Source organism: Pedobacter sp. 22226 (assembly GCF_052045455.1).
GTDB classification, from domain to species: domain Bacteria; phylum Bacteroidota; class Bacteroidia; order Sphingobacteriales; family Sphingobacteriaceae; genus Pedobacter; species Pedobacter jeongneungensis.
Genome location: NZ_JBQEPB010000009.1, coordinates 132,163 through 154,232, shown reverse-complemented (window position 1 = coordinate 154,232; position 22,070 = coordinate 132,163). Strand labels below are relative to the sequence as shown.

The 22,070-nt window shown below is 41.3% G+C and carries 11 protein-coding genes; all 11 read right to left on the bottom strand.

Annotated elements, in window-relative coordinates; translation table 11 throughout:
* Positions 1-8: 8 nt before the first annotated feature.
* The 11 genes from ACTJKC_RS20180 to ACTJKC_RS20130 all read right to left on the bottom strand — a co-directional run bounded on the left by ACTJKC_RS20180 (position 9) and on the right by ACTJKC_RS20130 (position 22,066).
* On the bottom strand, positions 9-2,471 hold the full coding sequence (locus ACTJKC_RS20180) for a glycoside hydrolase family 2 TIM barrel-domain containing protein (protein WP_440794751.1): 2,463 nt from the start codon (positions 2,469-2,471) through the stop codon (positions 9-11).
* 11 nt (positions 2,472-2,482) lie between these two features.
* A complete protein-coding gene (locus ACTJKC_RS20175; protein WP_440794749.1) occupies positions 2,483-3,658 on the bottom strand; it encodes a heparan-alpha-glucosaminide N-acetyltransferase domain-containing protein in 1,176 nt (391 codons plus the stop codon).
* Positions 3,659-3,671: 13 nt separating this feature from the next.
* Entirely contained in the window at positions 3,672-6,314 is a 2,643-nt protein-coding gene (locus ACTJKC_RS20170) for a glycoside hydrolase family 2 TIM barrel-domain containing protein (protein ID WP_440794747.1), read from the bottom strand.
* A 237-nt stretch (positions 6,315-6,551) separates the two neighbouring features.
* On the bottom strand, positions 6,552-8,768 hold the full coding sequence (gene bglX, locus ACTJKC_RS20165) for a beta-glucosidase BglX (RefSeq protein WP_440794745.1): 2,217 nt from the start codon (positions 8,766-8,768) through the stop codon (positions 6,552-6,554).
* Positions 8,769-8,782: 14 nt separating this feature from the next.
* Positions 8,783-9,877 (bottom strand): endo-1,4-beta-xylanase, encoded by a 1,095-nt coding sequence (locus ACTJKC_RS20160; protein WP_440794743.1) that lies wholly within the window; start codon positions 9,875-9,877, stop codon positions 8,783-8,785.
* Positions 9,878-11,707 carry a glycoside hydrolase family 2 protein gene (locus ACTJKC_RS20155; RefSeq protein WP_440794741.1) on the bottom strand — a complete coding sequence of 610 codons (1,830 nt, stop codon included), beginning with the start codon at positions 11,705-11,707 and terminating at the stop codon, positions 9,878-9,880.
* 103 nt (positions 11,708-11,810) lie between these two features.
* Positions 11,811-13,538 carry a RagB/SusD family nutrient uptake outer membrane protein gene (locus ACTJKC_RS20150; protein ID WP_440794739.1) on the bottom strand — a complete coding sequence of 576 codons (1,728 nt, stop codon included), beginning with the start codon at positions 13,536-13,538 and terminating at the stop codon, positions 11,811-11,813.
* Between the two features lie 95 nt (positions 13,539-13,633).
* The gene (locus tag ACTJKC_RS20145) at positions 13,634-16,708 is read right to left on the bottom strand and encodes a SusC/RagA family TonB-linked outer membrane protein (protein ID WP_440794737.1); all 3,075 of its coding nucleotides are present in this window, start codon (positions 16,706-16,708) and stop codon (positions 13,634-13,636) included.
* Between the two features lie 32 nt (positions 16,709-16,740).
* A complete protein-coding gene (locus tag ACTJKC_RS20140) occupies positions 16,741-18,480 on the bottom strand; it encodes a RagB/SusD family nutrient uptake outer membrane protein (RefSeq protein ID WP_440794735.1) in 1,740 nt (579 codons plus the stop codon).
* 90 nt (positions 18,481-18,570) lie between these two features.
* The gene (locus ACTJKC_RS20135) at positions 18,571-21,756 is read right to left on the bottom strand and encodes a SusC/RagA family TonB-linked outer membrane protein (RefSeq protein ID WP_440794733.1); all 3,186 of its coding nucleotides are present in this window, start codon (positions 21,754-21,756) and stop codon (positions 18,571-18,573) included.
* Between the two features lie 169 nt (positions 21,757-21,925).
* Positions 21,926-22,066 (bottom strand): hypothetical protein, encoded by a 141-nt coding sequence (locus ACTJKC_RS20130; protein WP_440794731.1) that lies wholly within the window; start codon positions 22,064-22,066, stop codon positions 21,926-21,928.
* Between the last annotated feature and the right edge of the window lie 4 nt (positions 22,067-22,070).

Sequence of the window (22,070 nt, the reverse complement as noted above, 5' to 3'; positions counted from 1 at the left end):
GTTAGCTGTTATAATGTTGTAAAAACTGTTTTTAAACCTTCTGAACTTACGGAAACTGCACTCTGTCCTTTATTTAATCTCACCTTAATAATGGCTCTTCCATTGTAAGCCTGTACTTTACGCGATCCGGAAGAAGTACCCTGATTATCAATTAATTTACCATCCCCGGTTAAACCAAACGTTATCCAGTTAATGGCATCTAAACATGGCACCCCATTATCATCAAAAAGCTTTACTTCAACGGTAGCCACATCATCCTGCTGATCAATTTTCTTTAGTTCCAATTTAGCAGGTTTGGTCCATTTTTCGGTCTGGTAAGTAAATTTAATTTCGTCTGTTACAGTTTCTTTTCCTTTTTTAGCAATTACCTTTACGGTATTTTCACCTTTTACAAAAGGAAGGTTCCAGCGCAAGCCAGCCGCAGGGTAATCCTGACTGTTGCGTTTTTTGCTACCAAAACTTTTACCATTCAGAAAAATTTCAGCTTCACTACAGTTCGAATATATTTTAACCATTTTTTCTTCGCCTTCATCACCCCAGCGTACCGGCCAGGTATGTCCGTAAATATGGACCATCGGTTTTTCCGTCCAGTATGACTGGAAAACGTAGTAAGATTCTTTTTTGGTAAAATCCCTTTCTACTACCCCTTTCTGGTTTACATAAGGCACGGGGTTATCGGGACGTATTGCGGTAGAAAAATCCTTAAAAGGCCAATAAGCGCTGCCACTTAACCACGGCATGGTTTCCTGTTCTTTTAAATGCCAGTCGATTAAATTGGCGATGTATGATTCGCTCCAGTCGCCATCTTTAGAGATCCTTGCTGCTCCCCCGTACAATGAGGCATCACCTGCCCTTTCGTCGGCACTGCCACCTGTTTTGATTTTGCTTAAAGCTTTATCAGGGTTTTCTGAATGGCGCAAGGCATGGCTATCGCCGCCCCACTCTACGTGCAAAAAGCGTTTAACTTTGGCAAATTCATCTTCTGAAGCTTTTTTATAATCAGTATAGGCACCACGGTACCAACCTGCCCAGATAGATGGCGAATACACATCTACAATGTCGCTGCAGAAATCGCAACGGCGGATGGCGGTATAACGCGATTTATCCAATTGGTGTGAAAGATCGTTTAGCTCTTTCATAAAATTCCTGATTTTTTCCTTATCAAATTCAGGAAAATCGCCCGGCCAGTCGTTTTCGTTGCCTAGCCCCCAGATAATAATGGCAGGATGGTTATAATGCTGCTCAACCATATTGGTGAGCATTCTTTTTGCCTGTTGTTTGTAAATATCGCCACCTAAACCGCCACGGCACCATGGAATTTCTTCCCAAACTAATATGCCCAGACTATCACAAAGGTTTAACACGATACGCGATTGCTGATAATGGCCCAAACGGATAAAATTAACGCCCATATCTTTCATCATCTGCATCTCCTGGCGGATCATACCTTCCGTCATCGCCGCGCCAACACCTGCGTGGTCTTCGTGGCGGTGTGTTCCGCGCAACAATAAACGTTTTCCGTTGAGGTTAAATGGTCCTTTCTCCACAAATTCTATATGACGGAAACCAATTTTTTCTTCTCCTTTGTAATTTCCGGTTGAAGCGATTACTTCGTACTGTAGCGTGTATTGAATAGGCTTATCAGCTGACCATAATTGCGTTTTTTTCACTTCTACCGACCATAAATCGATATCGCCAGTTAAACTATTAAGTTTTTTCTCTGTTTTGGTCACAACTTTACCGGCAGCATCAACCAGTTTTAGTTGTATAATAGCTTCTTTAATGCCTGAAGGATTGTATAAACGGGTTCTAACGCTTAATTTTCCCAATTTACCCTGCGCATCTACTTCGGCTTTGGCAAACATTTTATCAACTGAAAGTGAAGGTGCATAAACCAAATTTAAATAGCGGTAAATACCGCCATAAATATTAAAATCAGATAGATCAGAAGGGATCATTTCGAGGTCTCTTGAGTTATCGGTTCTTACTGAAACCGGCACTTTACCTTTAAACTGTTTTTGATAAACATCCGTTTTTTTGAAAGCGGCTACAGCATCGGTAATATCAACGGTCCATTCGTCGTACCCGCCAACATGCGTACCTACTTTGGTGGTGTACACGTAAACTTCTGTTTTTTGTCCGGCACCTTCGAAATGCAAAATCGTTCTTCCGTTTTGGTAAGGATTATCGATTTTAAGCTGCGAACGGTACCAGGCTGGTCCCTGATAATAGTTTACATCAGGATCAACGGCATCTTCTGCATTTACGCAATGCGGTAACGTTACTTTCTGCCAGAGTGGTACAGCTTCAGGATTGCCCACACCAACAGGGCGCACAGCTTCCCAAACGCCACCGAGATCTTGTTTTACAAACTCCCAGTTATTGTTTAAACGAACAGATTGCTGCGCAAACAACAACTGACTGAATATCAGCACAATAAATAAAAACAGGTATCTAACTAACTTTAACATGTATCTTGAAATTAAACTTTTAACCGTAATTTTTTCTTTTCTAAAAAGTACACGATCCCAATCACCAAAAAGGAAATAAAAAAGGACCTGATGATGCCACCAATGCCCGAACTCAGGAAATGTGGAAAGTGGAAATGAACTAAATGAAAGAGCGAGTATAATAAATATGGGATAAGGTAACAGGTTAGGGTACTGGTACCAGCGGGTTTAATGATTTTAAACCAGTTTTTTTTATGTTTTACATCCACAATATAAATCAACAATGCGAAAACCAGAATGGTAATGCCCATGCATACAAATACCCAGGCCGGAGTGGCATAAATTTTAGAAATTCCTCCAGCATACGGCCTGATAAACATGCCAAAAGCAAAGGATAACAAACCATAAAATATAATCATGATCCAGAAATCGAGGTATTTTTTATTACCGATCAGTTTTTTATACATCGAGGTAACCAGTGCACCGCCCATCATCAGCGTGATGGAAGAAGCATCGCCAATGATCCATAAGTGGTGTTGAAAAATGCCCATGTGCGAAGTAATATTGATGGCGGCAAATGCGACAAAGGCCAGCATAAGTGCCAGAATATTTCCTTTTGAAAAAAGATATACAAAAGCCGAAACAAGATAAGCCCAGCCGATAATCCCAAGAATTCCCCACCAGTGTGGTTTTAAAGTTTCAGGTTTTTCTGCCGAACCACCTTTATAAAGCAATGCCAACATTGCAATTAATACGATGCCGAGGGCGATAAACCCATTCTTTTTTAGTCTGGAGAACGTTGAAGGATAATCTAACCACACGAGGAAAAAACCAATCGTAATGAGAATGGTGTAAACCGAATAGGATAACAAGGCAGATTGCCCGTCGTAATTTTCTAAATTAACATGAAAAAAGCCTATCACAATTAAGGCAAATGCCCTTAAGGCAATGTAACCCGAAACAGAGAACAAACCGGCACCCTTATCTTTTCGGCTCTGAATGGCAAATGGTAGTGATAGTCCAACGATAAATAAAAAAGCCGGAAAAATAAGGTCCGAAAAGCCCATCCAGTCGGCATCGGCAGGTGCATGTTCTATCCATTCGGGGATATGTTTTATACCTGCAACATCGTTTACAAAGATCATCAGAAACATGGTGATGGCCCTTAAAACATCGATGGATAAAATACGGAGCGGTAGCTGGTTCATGTTATTTTAAGGATTAGTAAATTTTTCTAAGCTGAACAGCATTTAAAACCGGCTTACCCTCGATCGCATTAAAATCAATTGAAATGCCTTTACCATTTTGTACCGTGATCCTGGTTGTTTTTTTAACCGCTGTGGTATAACCAAAATCAGCAGCGAGGTTCAGTTTTGGCAAAAATGCTGTTCCATTAATCGAAACATCAAAAATGCGCTGCTCCTCTACTTCTTTTTTATGGTTGTTATCCAGGTTATAAGCCAAAGCTTCTTTGGTTTCGCCACCAACCAGCTCGGCAAAGTAAAGTGCCAGTTCGTATTCACCATCGGGAACATCGAATTTAAACTGTTTAATGCCTACCTGCTGAGTTTGAAAAACAGGATCGTTATCGGTACCTAAAATATTTTTGTCGCTGCCATAGGTAATGCGGTTATTGGTTCCCTTGTAAGGATCGCCGCCTATCCAGCCCCATGCACCAGCTTTATAAGGCTGATCGGGCATCCAAAGCTGATGTTCTTTTTCGTCGATATAAAAACGCTTGGATCCTAAAAGGATGTTGATGTTTTTAAAAGGAATATTGGCATCGTTAAATTTAAATGGTTGTAACTGAAAGTTGATATCGGCCTGGTCGGTCTGATCGCCAGAAACCACGCGCAACTGATTTTTGCTATTAATAAACGGCACCTGCCAGTCGATAATATGATCTACAGCATCTTTTACACCCAAACTTTTACCATTCACAAAAAGTTCGGCCGATTTTTGGTTTGTAGCAACCTGAACCGGCTGCGTGCTCGTTAAAGCGGCAGAATCTGCAGTTCCTGTTCTATCTTTCCATTGCGCTGAAGTAATTTTGAGGTATGGTTTGCCCAATAAATAAGCCTGATAAAGGAAATAAGTGTCTTTTGGCTCGCGACCAATGGTTAACAGCCCTTTATTATTGATATGTGGCATGGTTTCTTCGCGGGTTTCGGAGTTGAAATCGGCTAAATTCCAGGCTTCACCACCGGCTACAAAAGGCCTGCTCAACATGGCATTTAAATAAACCTGGTTAAATTTAATGCCGTACTCTACACTTTTATCAAAACGGATAGGCGAAAACGAACGGATCCGCGGATCGGCATCAGCACCATATTCGGTAACCATAAAAGGTGTAGTGGGCAATTCTTTATGGTGGCGGTCTAAAAATTTCCCGAAATCTTCCGGAACGCCCGAATACCAGCCCGAGTATAAATTCCAGCCTACAATCATCGGTATTTTTGTTAAACCCACTTTGTTATAGATATCCCAGGCACCGTGATTAACCAGCAGGGTGTATCTCGAAGGATCCAGTTTACGGGTTAAACTATCTAGTTTTTGGGCCAGTTGGCGTACATGATCAAAATAAATCTGCTGGCGTGGTTTATCATTCGAGAATTTTAAACGCAGCAAAATCTCATTCATATAAGCCCAAATGATGATACTGGGGTGATTGAAATTCTGTTGAATCATTTCCGTCTGCATGTTTAAACAGCTGTTGGTAAAAGCCTCTGTTTCGGTAATGGTGTTTACCACCGGGATTTCTACCGAAGCCAAAATACCCAGGCGGTCGCAGGCTTCTAAAATCTGCGGATCCTGCGGATAATGCGCTACTCTTAAAAAGTTGCCTCCCATGGCTTTAAGCAGTTCGATATCTCTGATCTGCAAAGCATCAGGGGTAGCATTGCCCCTGTTTTCGTAGTCCTGGTGACGGCTTGCACCGATTATTTTTACGGGTTTATCGTTTAAGAAAAATCCTTTTTCGGCATCAAATTTAAACCAGCGGAAACCCAATGGATTGGAAACCTGATCGATTACGGATTTGGTCTTAGGATCGATAATTTTGGTCACCACACGGTATAGATAAGGGTTTTCCGGCGACCATAACTCCGGCTTCTGAACTGATTTAATATCTTGAACCACCACCATATTAACACCTTTACTGATATTTACAACAGTGCTTTGATTGATAACCACACTACCTTTCGCATCGAAAATCGTGGTAACAACCTGTACTTTTTGGTTAACTGAAGAAGCGTTATCGATTGAACTTTTAACCTGTACACTAGCGGCTGAAGCTGAAACCTGAGGAGTTGTGATGAAAATGCCATTGCTTCCGTTTTCTTTTTGCGAAAAATGAACGGGGTTGGTAATTAATAGCGTTACATTTCTGTATAAGCCACCAAAAAAAGTAAAATCGGCGGTTAATGGTGGAATATCTTCATTAAAACGGTTATTTGCCCTTACTTCGATAACATCATCCTTATAATTTAAATAGGGAGAAATGGGAACGATAAAACGGGTATAACTGCCAATGTGTTTAGCAGCAGATTTACCATTAACCAATACTTCGGCTTCCTGCGCTACACCATTAAAAACCAAAAAAATGTTTTTTCCTTTTGCTGTTTCGTCGAGTTTTAATTTACGTTTATAAATACCCAAACCACGGTAATAACCAGCTGCATCATCTAACACATCTCTATCGTTCCAGGTATGTGGGATAGTTACCTTTTCAACAGGTCCGTTTTCTTTATTAAATTCCCATTGATCGTTCAGGCTGATGGTTTTACGGCCTGCATCCTGGGCAAAGCTGGTTAAGCCTGTAGCAGCTGCAATAAGTAATAATAAAAGTGATTTCGCTTTTAACATTCGTTTAGTTTTTCAATTCAGTTTATCTGGTTCGTGTTGCCACGGTGTGTTTTTTTGACCACCAAGGCACGAAGACACTAAGTTTTTATCCATGGTCTGTGTCCTCACAGACCATTTGTTTATTTTTTTAACACGATGGTAATCTGCATGCCATAGTTCATGTCTCCACGAACCATTTGTTTTTTGCCACGGATGCACGGAAGGCACGGAAAGTTATATGATTTGTATCTCCCCTCGCTATAACAACGTAAAATCTTTTTCCAGTTTAATGTTGTTGGAAGCAGTTCCGATCATTAATTTAAAATCGCCTGCTTCGGCACCCCATTTAAGCTGATGGTTGTAAAAAGAAAGTTTTTCTTTATCAATTGTGAACGTAATGGTTTTGCTCTCACCTGCTTTCAGCATTACTTTCTGAAAATCTTTCAGTTCTTTAACCGGACGTACCACCGAAGCAAACTTATCCTGCAGGTACAACTGAACTACCTCTGCTCCAGTGTATTTACCGGTATTCTTTAAAGTAAAACTTACGGTCATTTTCTCATCCGGTTTGATTTGTGTTTTGCTTACCGCCAAATCAGTATAATCGAAATTGGTATAACTCAAACCATAACCAAATGCAAATTTCGGACTGTTCGGCATATCTAAATAAGCAGAACGGTAACGGGTATCTTTATCGTTTTTAGCCGGGCGGCCAGTACTTAAATAATTGTAATACAAAGGAATCTGTCCTTCATCTCTTGGAAATGTCATCGGTAATTTACCAGACGGATTATAATCGCCGTAAAGCACATTGGCCATGGCATTACCCGCCTCGCTTCCCAACCACCAGGTGTACATAATGGCAGGAACGTTATCGGCTGTCCAGTTAAAAATTAACGGACGGCCAGCCATTACCAGAACTACAACGGGTTTACCGGTAGCCTGAATGGCCTTGATTAAGTCTTCCTGTACGCCAGGGATGTGGATATTTGCCCTGCTTTTGGCCTCGCCACTCATATCAAAGGCTTCACCAACAGCCATTACCACAACATCAGCTTGTTTGGCTGTTGCTACAGCTTCGGCAAAACCCGCTTTTGAAGAATCTGCCAGTTCGCAACCTTTTGCATAAAGTAATTCAGTTTGATTGCCCGCTTTATTTTTTAAGCCCTGATAAAGTGAAACCAGGTTATCTTTTTCCCAGGCAATGGACCAAAAACCCTGCATATCTTTTTCAGATTTACCCAAAGGACCTATTACCGCAATCTTTTTTAAGTTTTTAGATAATGGTAAAATTTCTTTCTCATTTTTCAAGAGCACAATACTTTTCTCAGCCATAGTTAAAGAAGCTTTTCTGTTTTCGGCAGAATTGATTTCCTTTTCCTGGCGTGCTACATCACTAAAACGGTATGGATCATCAAATAAACCCAATTCGAATTTCTTGCGTAAAACCCTTCTTACGGCATCATCAATTAAAGCAATTGGCACTTTTTTATCGGCAACCAATTTGGCCAGGCTTGGCAGATAACTTCTGCTTTCCATATCCATATCGCTACCCGCTTTTATAGCCAGCTCGGCAGCCTGTTCTTTATCTTTTGCATAACCGTGGGCAATCATCTCGCCTATCGATCCCCAATCGCTCACCACGAACCCCTGGTATTTCCATTGTCCTTTTAAAATGTCGCGTTGCAGGTAACTGTTGCCTGTGGCCGGAATGCCGTTTAAAGTGTTAAACGAGTTCATAAAAGTGGCAGCACCAGCATCAACTGCGGCTTTAAACGGCGGCAGATAGGTTTCCCACAACGTATGCTCGCTCATATCAACCGCATTGTAATCCCTGCCTGCAATGGCGGCTCCATAAGCGGCGAAGTGTTTCGCGCAGGCCATCACAGCATCCAGATTGCCTAAACCTTTACCCTGAAAACCTTTAACACGGGCAAAAGCAATTTTAGAACCTAAGTAAGTATCTTCTCCAGCACCTTCCATTACCCTTCCCCAACGCGGATCGCGGGCAATATCAACCATGGGTGCGAATGTCCAGTGCACACCTGATGCTGCAGTTTCGCGTGCAGCAACCCTTGCACCATTTTCTATCTCGGCCAGATCCCAGCTGGCTGCTTCGGCCAAAGGAATGGGAAAGGTAACGCGGTAACCATGGATGACATCCAAACCGAAAATCAAAGGAATTTTCATCCGCGATTGCATGGCTACTTCCTGTACTTCGCGGGTTTCTTTGGCTCCCCGTACGTTAAGCATTGAACCCAGTTTACCATCGCGGATATCTTTCAATTTATTCGGATTATTAGTTATCGGTCCGGTTGCATCGCGATCGCCGGTATATTGGTTTAACTGACCGATTTTTTCGTCCAGGGTCATCAGTTTTAAAACAGAATCGATTTTCTTTTCGATCTTTTTATCCTGTGCCGAAGCGGAAAGGGATATTCCTAAAATTAAGGCTAATGGTAAATATCTTTTCATATTGGGTATTTCTGCTATTTAACTGCGTCTAAAATGGCCTGGTAAGCTGCTTTTCGCTGATATTGCGCATCGAAAGGCAATGGCCAATCGGGACGGTTATAGTTTGATGGGATCCAGCTATCGGCATCGGTTACATTCCATTGGGTAATGCCATACTGCTGATTTTTTGGAATGGCATTATAAACTTTAACAATGGTTTTATATTTTGCGGCTTGTTGCTCGCCCAATGCTGTGGTGTAAGTCATCGATTGTATATTATCCGGATTGAGGGCAATATCAATTTCAGAAATATGGATTTTTAAGCCTGTAGCCGCAGCAGTGCTAATGGCGGCAGTTAAATTGGCATCGGTTTGGGTTACGCGGGTATGCATCTGGATGCCGATGCCATCAATCGGGATACCTTTATTTTTAAGACCGGTAACGAGGTTTAAAATGGCTGTACGCTTGGTGGGGCCAAATTCGTGGCCATAATCATTGTAAAAAAGTAAGGCATTCGGATCTGCTTCGTGCGCATACTGAAATGCCCTGCCGATATAATCAGGACCTAATTTTTGAAGCCAGATGCTGTTGCGTAAGGTACCATCCTCGTTAACGGCTTCGTTTACTACATCCCATGAAGTTACTTTGCCTTTGAAATGCCCGACAACGGTTTGAATATGGGTTTTCAGGAGATTCTCCCAATCGGCAGTGCTTCCCTGGAAATTATTTACCCAATCAGGCAATGATTTATACCAGTTTAAAGTATGTCCGTGGATTCTTTTTCCATTGGCTACGGCAAAATCAACCACGTAATCGGCATCGCTCCAGGTATAAGTATCTTTTGAAGGATGTACGGATGCGAATTTCATGGCATTTTCTGCCGTAACACTATTAAATTCTTTAATAACCAGATTGCGGTAGTTAATATTGCTTTTTAAAAGACCGACGTTAACAGCAGCTCCCATGGGAAAAGGCATACTTTTTAATGTAATTTCTTCTGCTGACTGTGCTGATTTTACCATCCCGGGATCGATACTCGTGCTTTTATATTTTGCACAGGAGATGGTTAACAGCGACATCGAAATCATGATTTTCGAAGCAAAACTAATTTTCTTTAATCTGTTCATCATTTATTTGTATTTGACCTGCATCTGGTCGTAAAAATCTTTCAGTACGAAGAAAGCTTTCTTTTTCTTGCCTGTTTCGCTGATTAATCCTTTACGGTTCCAGAAATTCTGATAGATAGGGTGTTGTCTTCTCGGCGACCTGAAATCTGTTAAGATCCAGGGCGTCATTCCGCGTAAAGCACCAATTTTACTTAATAAAGTAATCTGGTTTTTATATAGGGCTTCCTGATATTCTTCACTCCAGCGGGTATTTTCATCGGCATGGAAACCACCAAGGGCATCGCCACCGAATTCGGTAATTACGACCGGTTTTTTATACTTGATATCAAAATTATATTTGGTGATTTCTGAAGGATTACCGCCCCAATACCAGCCAGCATATTCGTTAAAACTCACCAGGTCGATTTTTTCGCCCAGCGGATCGTTCAAAATGATGTTGTTTCCTTCGCGGTGAACTTCCAATGCCGCAGCTACCAAACGGGTATCGTCTAAAGAGCGTGCAGTTTCTGCCAGGTTGCTCATGAAGCTTAAACGGGCATCGCTTAATGGCGTTTCGTTACCGATTGACCATACAATTACACTTGCCCTGTTTTTATCGCGTACAATTAAATCGGTTAATTGTTGCTTTGCATTGGCATAGGTTGCAGGATTGGTCCAGCTGATGGTCCAGTAAACCGGAACTTCGGCCCAAACCAGTAAGCCCATTTCGTCGGCCAAACGGATCATTTCTTCATTTTGCGGATAATGTGCCAAACGAACGTAATTACAGTTCATATCTTTTGCCCATTGCAGCATCATGCGCATATCGCCTTCTGAACGTAAACGACCAGCCAACAATGGATTCTCATCGTGAATGGAAATTCCTCGAAGGAAAACAGATTTACCGTTTAATAAAATACTGTCGCCAGCCACCTGAATGGTTCTGAAACCAATTTTATCGCTAATATTTTCTTTATCAGTTTTAATGTTTACGCCATATAGTTTCGGACTTTCAGGCGACCATAAACTGAGGTTGTTCCAGGTAAATTCGTCTGCAACTTTACCTTCAGCGTCTGTTTTGTATTTTTTCTCTAATTTTAATTCAGGGATCGATAAGGTAATTTCCTGTCCGGCAGTTGCATCAGCCAGTTTTACCGAGAAATTTAACAGGTTTTTGTTTCCTTTAACGAGTTGAAGTTTATAATCATTAATAAAATGATCAGGAAATTCGGCTAGGAAAACATCTCGTGTAATGCCGCCATAATTCCACCAATCGGTATTTACGGTAGGAATTTCGTCCTGCTTGCGGATATTATCAACCTTAAGTACGATTGAGTTTTCGCCCGCTTTTAAATTATTGGTTACATCGAACTGGAAAGGCGTAAAACCACCTTTGTGTACACCCAGTTTTTTGCCGTTTAAATAAACATGCGCCTCGTAATTTACGGCACCGAAGTACACGAAATACCTTTTTCCTTTTTCGGGTTTGGCATCAAACTTTCTGCGCAGCCAGATATTGCCCTCGTAAAGTTCCAGCTTTTCTGATTGCGAATTCCAATCGCCGGGTACATTCATTTGTGGTGAATGATCAAAATCATATTCGATCAGTTCAGATTTATCTTTCTGAACTTTATCGTCAAAATAGCCACCTGCTCCCGTTTTCGACTGATCGAAAGGATCATGGCGGTAATCGTAATAACCATTTTCGTAAGGATCTATAATATAGTTCCACTTGCCGTTAAGGCTCTGGATTTTACGTCCCTGGATATTCTGTATAGCAGTAACCTGACCGTAACTGATTGAAGAAAGGAGCGAAAAGCAGATTAAAAATACGCTATAGGTTGTTTTCAGCATAACTTAAGTTTTAATATTAATTAATTGATCGTTCCCAAAACTAACAATTAATTAACGGACGGTGTTTCCACCGCCCGCCTAAATTTGAGCAAAATCTAGTTTTTTACTGGTATCCCGGATTTTGTCCCAGGCTCGGAGCTTTGTTTAATTCTGATTGTGAAATCGGATACAGGTAGTTTCTTGCCGCAAATACCCTGTTCTCTACCGTAAAGGGTGTGTAACTAAAAGTAGTTGGCGTTAACTGCAAGATGCGCATTCCGGTAACCGGTTTGTTAAAGGTAGCTTCTCCTTCTTTCCACCGGCGTACATCGTAAAAGCGGTGCTCTTCGAAGCAAAGCTCTACCCTCCGCTCGTTATGGATTCTTTTACGCAATTCATCTTTTGTTGGCGCTACATAACCGTTACCCGCAACATTGGTAGTTTGCAATGCAGGCATCACTACACCTGGTCGGTTACGGATCAGATTTAAAACCCTTAAAACTTCGGTTTGTCCGGCTACACCCTGTACTTCATTTATAGCTTCAGCATAATTTAGAAGAATTTCTGCATACCTGAACAAAATCCATGGGCGACGAATATTTGTCGCTGTACCTGTCCAAACAGCACTTTCACTCAAATATTTACGCATGTAATAACCTGTTTTAGTAGCATTAACATTTAGGCCTAAACCATCTTTCCCGCCCACAAAAGTTTCAACAGGTTTACTTTTAAAAGTAGAACCGTTGTACATTACCGCAAAGTTTAAACGCGGATCGCGGTTGGTGTATGGCGCTGTTGCCGAATAACCTGATGCAGCATCGGTAATTGGCCTTCCTGTTGTTTTCATTTCGAAGGCATCAACCATTTCCTGGGTCGGGTTGGTACGGCCGGTTGCACCATCGTAACTAACAGGTGCATTGGTGCTTTCGATTGAATTGGTATTAAGAGTCTGCGTAGCAAAAATCACTTCGTTGTTATAGGCTGCTCCTGATACATTCCACAACCAAATATTTGGATAAGAAGAGTAAATTCCATGTTTACCGGTATCCATCACCCTTTTAGCTGCATCAAGCGCAGCCTGCCATTTGGTAACATCATTTGTTGGGTTATATTGAGGACTGGCTGCATACAATAACATCCTCGATTTAAGTGCCATGGCTGAGGTTTTTGTGGCCCTGCCCCTGTTGGTGGTATTCCACTCAGACGGTGAAAGCGGTAATAAAGTTATAGCGCTCTCACAATCTGCAGAAATCTGTGCCACACATTGATCGAAAGTATTTCTTGGTACATCCAGTTTGTCGTTAATGGTTAAAGTTTTGGTTACAATGGCGAAACTACCGTAACGTTTAAGCAGTTCGAATTCGAAAAAGGCCCTTAAAAAATAAGCCTGACCTTTTAAACGCTCAATTTGCGAGGCTAAAGTCTGGTTTTCGGCCACGTTTGCAGGCAACACTTCATCAATTGGAACAATTGCAGCCGCATCGATTTTTTCGAGAAACATATTGGCTTTTCTAATGCCTACATACATATCTACGTAAACATCATCAAAGGTTCTAACCGGGCTCCAGGTGCCATTATTTAATGTAGAAATTGATGCATTGAGGTTGGAGTTTACCGCTTCGTCTGTTCCGGATGCCAGCAAGGCGCCATCGCCTAAATTATACCGGTCTGAAACAACAGAATATACATTATTCAGGAAATTTCTTGCATAATCAGGATTGGCCCATAATTGTGCCTCGGTAATATCGTTAGTCCCGCTAAAAGATCCATCCTGAAGGAAGTCGTCTTTTTTACACCCTGCTACCTGTAAAAGTACAAAGGCCAGGATTGGATAAAATATATTTTTTTTCATCTTTTTTTATTTATTTCAACGGTGATGAAGCGATCGTGATTTTAAGCATATCTATTAGAATTTGTAAAATCATGATGGTTTCCTTATCTTATCTTTTAAAATTTCAGGTTCAAGCCCAGTGAATAAATTTTCATATAAGGATATGAAGCATTGTATCCTGATTCAGGCAATTCCGGATCGATGGGCAGGTCGCCAAGTTTATCAAAGGTTAACAGGTTTAAGCCACCCACATAAAAACGGAGTTGGGAGATTTTTAACCTTTTGATAAATGCCGGGGATAATGAATAACCCAGTTCAACATTTTTTAACCTGATGTAATCGCCGGAGCGGATCCAGAAATCCGAATTCGCCGTGTTGTTTCCCCTATCAGTTAATAATAACCTCGGATAAGGTGCACCTGGGTTACTTGGAGTCCATCTATCTACACTAAACTGGCTCAGGTAACCATTATTGGCATTACCTGAGTTAACCAGATTCTGGATGGTAATGGAACGGCCGCTGGTGCCCTGGAACAAGAAATTCAGGTCGAAATTTTTAACGGATACCGAAGCACCAAAGCCAAAGAATGCTTTTGGCACAAAGTTGAAATCGGTTCTTACCCTATCAAGATCGTTAATCAAACCATCGCCATTCTGATCCACATATTTGATATCACCTGGTTTTACAGAACCTGATAACATCTGTTTTGGTGAAGCATCGATCTCTGCCTGCGATTGGAAGATCCCATTAGAGATTAACATGGTTGAGATATACCCTGCCCCGGTAGTTGCCGTTGCAGCAGGCGAAATTACGCTCGAAATGGAGTGACCTAACTGTTTTTGATAAGATGGCAAACCAGCTCCTTCGTTTATGGCAAGGATTTTACTTACATTATAGGTAAAGTTTCCAAAAAGGTTCAAGTTTACTGCGCCTATTTTTTTATTGTAGTTTATGCCGGTTTCAAAGCCTCTGTATTCGGCTTCTCCTTCGTTCACATAAATTAAACTCTGTCCGAGCAAACTTGGCAATAAAGAAGCGGTAGTTAAATCTTTTCTGTCCTCATAAAAATAATCGGCACTGATGGATAATGATTGTTTAAACAACCTGGCATCGAAACCCAGACTGGTTTTATAGGCTTTTTCCCAGGTTAAATCGGGATTGGCCAAAGCCAGTTGTCCGGTACCGCTTACTCCAGTAAAAGCAGTACCAAAATTATATCCGGTTGTACTTCTGCTGTAAAAATCGTTAAAGGCAAATCTTCTGGCTGAGCCAATGGCATCGTTACCTACTAAACCATAAGAGCCCCTGATTTTTAACAGGTCTAGGAAGCTGGCGGATCCTTTCATGAAATTCTCATCAGAAATAATCCATCCGGCTGATGCGGCAGGAAAGAAGCCATATCTTTTACCAGGTGCAAAATTTTCCGATCCCGAATAATTTGCGGTTACATCAACAAAATAACGCTGGATAAAATTGTACGATAAGCGGTTAGACCAGCCTTCCCTGCGTACATCCAAACTTCCGAAAGAAGATAGATTTGCCCTCGAAACCCTGGTTGAAAATTTAATATCGTGTTTACCGAAAGTACGGTTGTAATCTAAACCTGCCCAGAATTCACTTTTTTTCACATTGCCAGAAAAGGCATTGCCCTGGTAATTTACCTTACTTGCTGTACCAAATGGCGAATAAGTACCATCGGCATTAAGTACTGCAGTTGCATAAGTTTCTGCAAAACCCGAGCGGTACAAGCCTGCAATATCGTAAGCATAAAAAACCTCGCCGGATAAACCTTTTAAAATGCCGTCCATTTTTTGGCGGGCACTTATGGTTGCAATCATGTTCCGCATTAAATCGGTACTAGCACCTCTCGATTGCAACATGGCTAACGGGTTACTTTGCTGATAAACAGATGTTCCGCCGTACGATCCGTTAGGATTTAAGATTGGGAAAGCATTTGCCGGGGTAGAATATACCGCAGTTAAAAAAGTTCCTGTACCTGCATTCGGGAAAGTTAAGGTGGTTATCCTACCGCCAATATCTAAAGCAACATCTAAATTTTTGTTTACGTGGAGATCTAAATTGGTGCGGAGGTTATAACGGCTAAAATCGGTATTGGCATCATAGGTTTCGCTATGGCCGCCTTTGTAAAAACCACCTTGCTGGTAAGCACTTAAAACAGTATAATACTTGATAAAAGCATTACCGCCAGTTACCGAAGCCACATAACGCTGTGTAGGTGCCACTTTTTTGGTAAAATCGCGTACGAAATTGTTGTTAGGGTATTTTATCGGATCAGAACCATCCTGGTAGGCTTGTAAAGCCGCCGGGCCGTAAACTGCTGTACCACCACTATTAATAGCGGCTTCGTTATAAAGTGTAGCATAAGAGTAAGCATCTAAAGGTGCTGTAATCTGCAACGGCGCCTGTAAACCAGCCTGTGCATCGAAACTTACTTTGGTAGAAGTTGCACTGCCGCGGCGTGTTTTTACATAAATTACTCCGTTACCGCCATACATGCCATACCAGGCCAGTGTTGCGGCATCTTTTAAAACACTTACGCTTTCAATTTCATTTAAATCCATTGAGGTAAAATCTCTTTCAATACCATCAACGATAACCAAAGGTTCCTGGTTACTGTTATAAGATGAGCGACCCCGAACTAAAAAACTCGATGCATCGTATCCCGGCTGCTGTGAGCCACTTGGATATACGGCTAAACCTGCTAAACGACCGGTAAAAACATTGGTTAAGGAAGATGAGGGGATTTGAGGCAGATTTTCTGCTTTGATGGTACTGATGGTTGCGGTAACCTCTCTCCTTTTTCTTACTCCAAACGGGATATATACCAGGTCATCATCTCCGGCATCAACCAAAGATTTGGTTAACACCACATCGCCTTTACTCACCTCAGCTGCAGGCTTTAATATGGTTCCGTAGCCAACAAACTTAAATACCAGTACATCGCTGCTGGATGCATCGATAGAAAAGGTACCATCTGTGCCTGTAGAAACCGCTTTATTGGTTTTATCTTCCTGAATGGAAATGGCTACACCAGGCAACGGTTTTTTATCCTGATCTACAACTTTTCCAGTTATGGTTAAATTTTCATCAGGTTTTTGTCCGTAAACACTCAGCATTCCTGCCATCATGAATAAGAGACATATAATATATTTTGATTTTATAAATTTCATTTTGAAAATCTTTTAGCGTTATGATTAATCAACTATTCCCAGCCCGGATTTTGAATTAAGGCACCTTTACTTTTGTAAATCTCTGCTCTGGGGATCGGGTAAAGATTTTGCGCCTCTGTCCAGCTTTTTTGGAAGGTTGGACCAAGCACTATCGGCGTATAGGTAAAGCTACCATTGGTATTTTTTACTACGTCCATGCCTTTCATTGGAACAGCGATTGTTTGTGCGCCGATTTTCCAACGCATAATATCATACCAGCGGTGATCTTCGAAAGCCAGCTCAATAGCGCGTTCATGCCTGATCGCTATGCGCATTTCATCCTGGGTCATGTTGTCTTTTAATCCATAACCATACGTACCAGTACCCGGGGCAATCTTTGCACGTTTACGCAGCGCCACAAGCTGTGCATAAACACTCGCATCTGGTCCGGTTGCTTCATTCTGTGCTTCGGCATAGTTCAGCAATATTTCACCATAACGGAAATACAGGTAATTTAATAATGTTGTACTTCCGCCAACCGTACGGTAAACTTCCGGCCAGTATTTTTTGCAATAGTAACGTGTTGCGGTATAGGTAATGGTTGTACTGTAATCTTTACCGTATGATACTTTACCGCTGGCATCTGTTGAAGTCCACATTTCGATTTTTCTACCCTGCCAGGCTAAATCATTATAAATAATATTGTTATAAAAACGTGGTTCGCGGTTTAAATAAGGGTTCTTCGGATCGTAACCGGAAGTAGGATCGGTTATCGCTTTACCATTGGCCATTTCGTACATATCTACGTGGTTTTGAGTAGGATTCATCTGTCCCTGTGCACCACCAGAACCCGGCGACATTGAAAAATCCTGCATCATTTCGCCAGCCAAAGGAGTTGGCCCTTTAATCCTCATCATGATGTATTCTGGTGAATTTGGCAGATTTAACAGTTCTCCATAATTATCCTGCAGCGAATAAGCTTGTTTAGCTAAACCATCAACACCTTTCATTACCTCAGCAGCAGCAGTAGCAGCAGCCTGCCATTTGGTTTTATCATTGTTTGGATTGTTTAGCGGGCTGGCAGCATATAGTAATACGCGTGCTTTTAAAGCCAGTGCAGCACCCAGCGTCGGGCGGCCATAATTAGATGCACCATAATCAGCATCAGTTCCAAGTTTAGTAAGGGCAACTTCGATATCTTTTAAGATAAAATCGGTTACCTGGGCAAAAGAACTTCTTGGGATACTGTTCAGATCGTCGGTTACCGCATAAACTTTATCGATAATGGGTACGCCACCAAATCTTTTGGTCAGCTCGAAATAAGATAATGCACGCAGAAAACGCATTTCGCCCTCTACACGTTTAGCATCAAAAATCGGAACAGAAGCATTTGGAGATGGAGGTACCTCTCCTATCCTGGCCAGCATTTTATTTTCTACCGAAATGCCTGCATACATCAGTTTCCATACGCCATAAATATCGTTTAACGATGGTCCGTTAGAATGATCATGGTATAAACCTCTGTTTAAAGAAGTTACCGAACCTTCTGAGTTTCCTGAAACGGCCTCATCTGAAGCCTGTGCGGTACAACCACGGTGATCGTTAAAACGTACATATTTTGTAATGACATAGTTGTAAGCGTTGTCGGCAAATCTTGCGGCCAGTGCCGGATCTGCAAAAATATCATCCTCACTAATGGCAACCCCCGGGGTACGTTCTAAATAATCTTTTTTACAAGAAACAGAGAAGAGCGTTAATAAAAGAATTGCTGTAAATATTTTATAATTTTTCATTTGCTTATATTTTTTTTAGCGGCGATGAAGCGATCATGAGCATATTAATTACTGTTTGAGAGCGGCATGCTCATGATGGTTTCATTTTTCTTAGAATTGAACGTTTAAACCAAAATTGTACACCTTTGATGTTGGATAAATCGATTGCAATGGAAATGCAGTATTAATGGTGTTTACGTTTTCAGGATCGGTATAAAATTTATACTTCGTCCAGGTGTAAAGATTCTGCCCTTGTACAAAAACCCTTACGTTGCTTAACTTTAATGCGGTGGCCCACTCTTTAGGTAAGTTCCACGCAAATTCTACGTTTCTGATTTTTAAATAAGAAGAATTCTGTAAGGTAAAATCGTTTAAAGCATAGTTTAAAGATGCTGTTCCCCTTGCGTGTATAACCGGCCAGGTTGCGGTTGCTGCAGTTGCAGGGGTCCACGAATCGAGCATAAAAGGATACATCTGCTGGCCATTGTTCTGTTCGTTCAGAATTACATTCGAGCTTACGTTTCCAACACCCTGAAGTAATACGGAAAGCGAAAATCCTTTGTACAAAACACGCGGACTAAAGCTATATACATACTCTGGAGTATTGGTATGCCCAATTGCTTTTTGATCTAAACTGGTGATAATGCCATCGCCATCTAAATCTTTAAATTTTAAATCTCCCGGAATTGGAGAATAACCCTGCAATTTTGGAGAAGCAGCAATATCAGCCGCCGACTGGAAGAAACCATCTGTTACATATCCAAAAAACTGACCTACGCTGGTTCCTTTTCTTACCAACGACGGAGGTAAACCATCTGGTTCATCATTTTCCACAATCCTGTTTTTCGAATAACTCAACTGGGCGTTTAAACCAAGGGTTACACTTCCAACCTGTTTCTGGTAATCGAGTTCAACCTCGTAACCTTTGTTGTAAACAATACCTTTGTTGAAATTCGGATAAGTATGCCCATAAAGAGCCGAACCACTTAGAGATGGCGTTAAGATATCTCTTCTGGTTTCATCAAATAAATCAACCGTAACCCTTAAATTATCTTTAAATAAACGGGCTTCAAAACCAATGTTGCGTTTGGTACCGGTTTCCCAGGTTACTATCGGGTTGCCAAGATCGTTTCCGGTAGCACCAAAAAACTGTGGATCCCTGATTAAAATGGTTGGATAATTGGTAATGGAATTTGGATTTCCGAATGGCGCTACCTGACCGCCAGCAGTAGTAGTGGTATAAGTAGAATAACTGGTTAAGAACAAGAAACGGCTATCCGAAATCCTGTCGTTACCAACCAAACCATAACTACCCCTGATTTTTAAATAAGATAGAATATCATTCTTTTTCCAGAAAGGCTCATTGGTTAACGTCCACCCTGCCGATATTGCCGGGAAGAAACCATAACGCAAACCCTGTGCAAAATTTTCTGATCCATTGTAAGAAGCATTGAACTCTGCGAAATAACGTTCATTATAGTTATAGGCCACACGACTGGCAATACCTTGTGATGCTTTCGGAGGAGCGGTAAATGCAGTGGTACCTGTTGATTTAATCAACTGTCTTGTACCCAGTAATAAGGCGCTTACATTATGTTTTCCAAAATCGCGGTTATAATCAAACCCCGACTGTAAATTCATATTAGTGCTGCCTTCAGTAACCCCGCCATCCTGTACGGCTCCTAAAGGCTCATCACGGTTACGTGTATCGGTTGATAAAGTAGCTTCGCCGGTAGCCGGATTATACACATACGCCGCCCAGTTGGCATTTCTTCTTTCAGTATTGTTATAATAAGAATCGTAACCGAATACTGTTTTAAAACCTAATCCTTTGGTAATAAATCCTAATTTATAATTCAGGTTAAATGTGCTTTCGATGGTATTGTTATCATCATTACGTGTTCCAAAACGTGTTAAAACCGCATAAGGATTCCAGATATTGGTACCCACATTCGGGTTAGCTGTAATTCTGCCATCAGGTAAAGTAACCGGATAAGCATAAGCCGGAACCTGCAGAATACGCGAAATCATTCCTTCAATCGTATCATAAGAGAATGCAGAAGAGGATCGTAAACCTGCTGGCTGATAACGGTCGGCAAAACGCCCGCCTAACTTAATTCCAACAGTAAAATCTTTATTCAGCGTTAAATCTACATTCGAACGGAAATTATAGCGGTTATAATTTGGCACCGTATTAATTCCGTAAGGCGAATCGAACTTTTTGAAAATCCCGTCCTGAAAAGCATAACCTGCCGAAACAAAATATTTGGCAATTCTTGTTCCGCCATTGATATTAATATTATGCTGTGTTTGCGAATAATATTTTTTGGTTAAATAATCAAACCACTGCACATCAGGATAACCGATCGGGTCTGATTTATCCCTGAATTTCTGGATCTCCGCATCCGTAAAAAATGCAGGTTTACCATCGTTCAGGTAAGATTGATTTAACAAAGTGGCACTTTCTAAAGCCGGCAGACCAACCGCCAAACCGGTATAGGTTTGCAACGCATAATTACCGGTGTAGGTAACTTTTGGCGCACCGATTTTTCCTTGTTTTGTGGTAATTACAATGATACCGTTCGCACCACGGATACCATAGATAGCTGTAGAAGCTGCATCTTTTAACACAGTAATGGTTTCAATTTCGCTGGCATCTACATCTGAGAAACTCGGACGTTCTACCCCATCAACCACCACGATTGCAGCGTTATTGGCTCCGTAAGTGGCAACACCCCTCACTTTTAACTGGGCACCGTCTGCCCCCGGCTGACCACTGGTTTGTACGGCCAGTAAGCCCGGTAAACGACCAATTAAACTGTTGGTTGGGTTTGGCGTTGGCGATTTCATGATCTCTTCGGAGTTGATCTGCGCAATGGCTCCCGTTAAGGTAGATTTTTTCTGTGCACCATAACCAACCACCACTACTTCATCCAGGCCCTGAGAGTTATCTTCGAGCACAATGGTTAAAGCACTTTTACTATTTACTGCAACCTCTTTATTGATATAACCAATGTAGGTAAAAGTTAAGGTTGCATTTTCTGCCGCTTTAATTGAAAACTTACCGTCATTATCGGTTACAGCGCCAATTGAAGTGCCTTTAACCCTTACACTTACGCCTGGTAAGGTAATTCCCTTGCTGTCTTTTACCGTACCGGTTATTGTACCCTGTGCAAATACATTGAGGGAAGAACTGATCAGGAAAAGAAAAGTTAAGGTATAAAGCACTTTAGCCCATTGAATTTTCTCAAATCCAACGCAGGTAAACGTCTTCTTCAAATTGTAAAGTCTATCCATAATTGTTATAAAATATTAAATCTATTCGGTTAAAATTTAATGTCTGGTTAATATTCAGCCATGTAGATTTACGTTGGGTAAATCCATTAAGCTTGTTCAAAATGTTTATATCATATTGCCTTTCAGAAATCAGATTGGCATGGTAGAAGAAGACGGCGGTTAACTGATTCTATGCATCCTGAGGATTGTACGATTTTGTCTTTAAAGCGTAATATTTTGGAGGTAAAGCGAAGTTGTTGCCTCCAGCTAAACCTGATACTCCAGTAAAAGCCCTTTTAAAACGGAAGTGAGTGTAGGATGATTTCATCATGTTT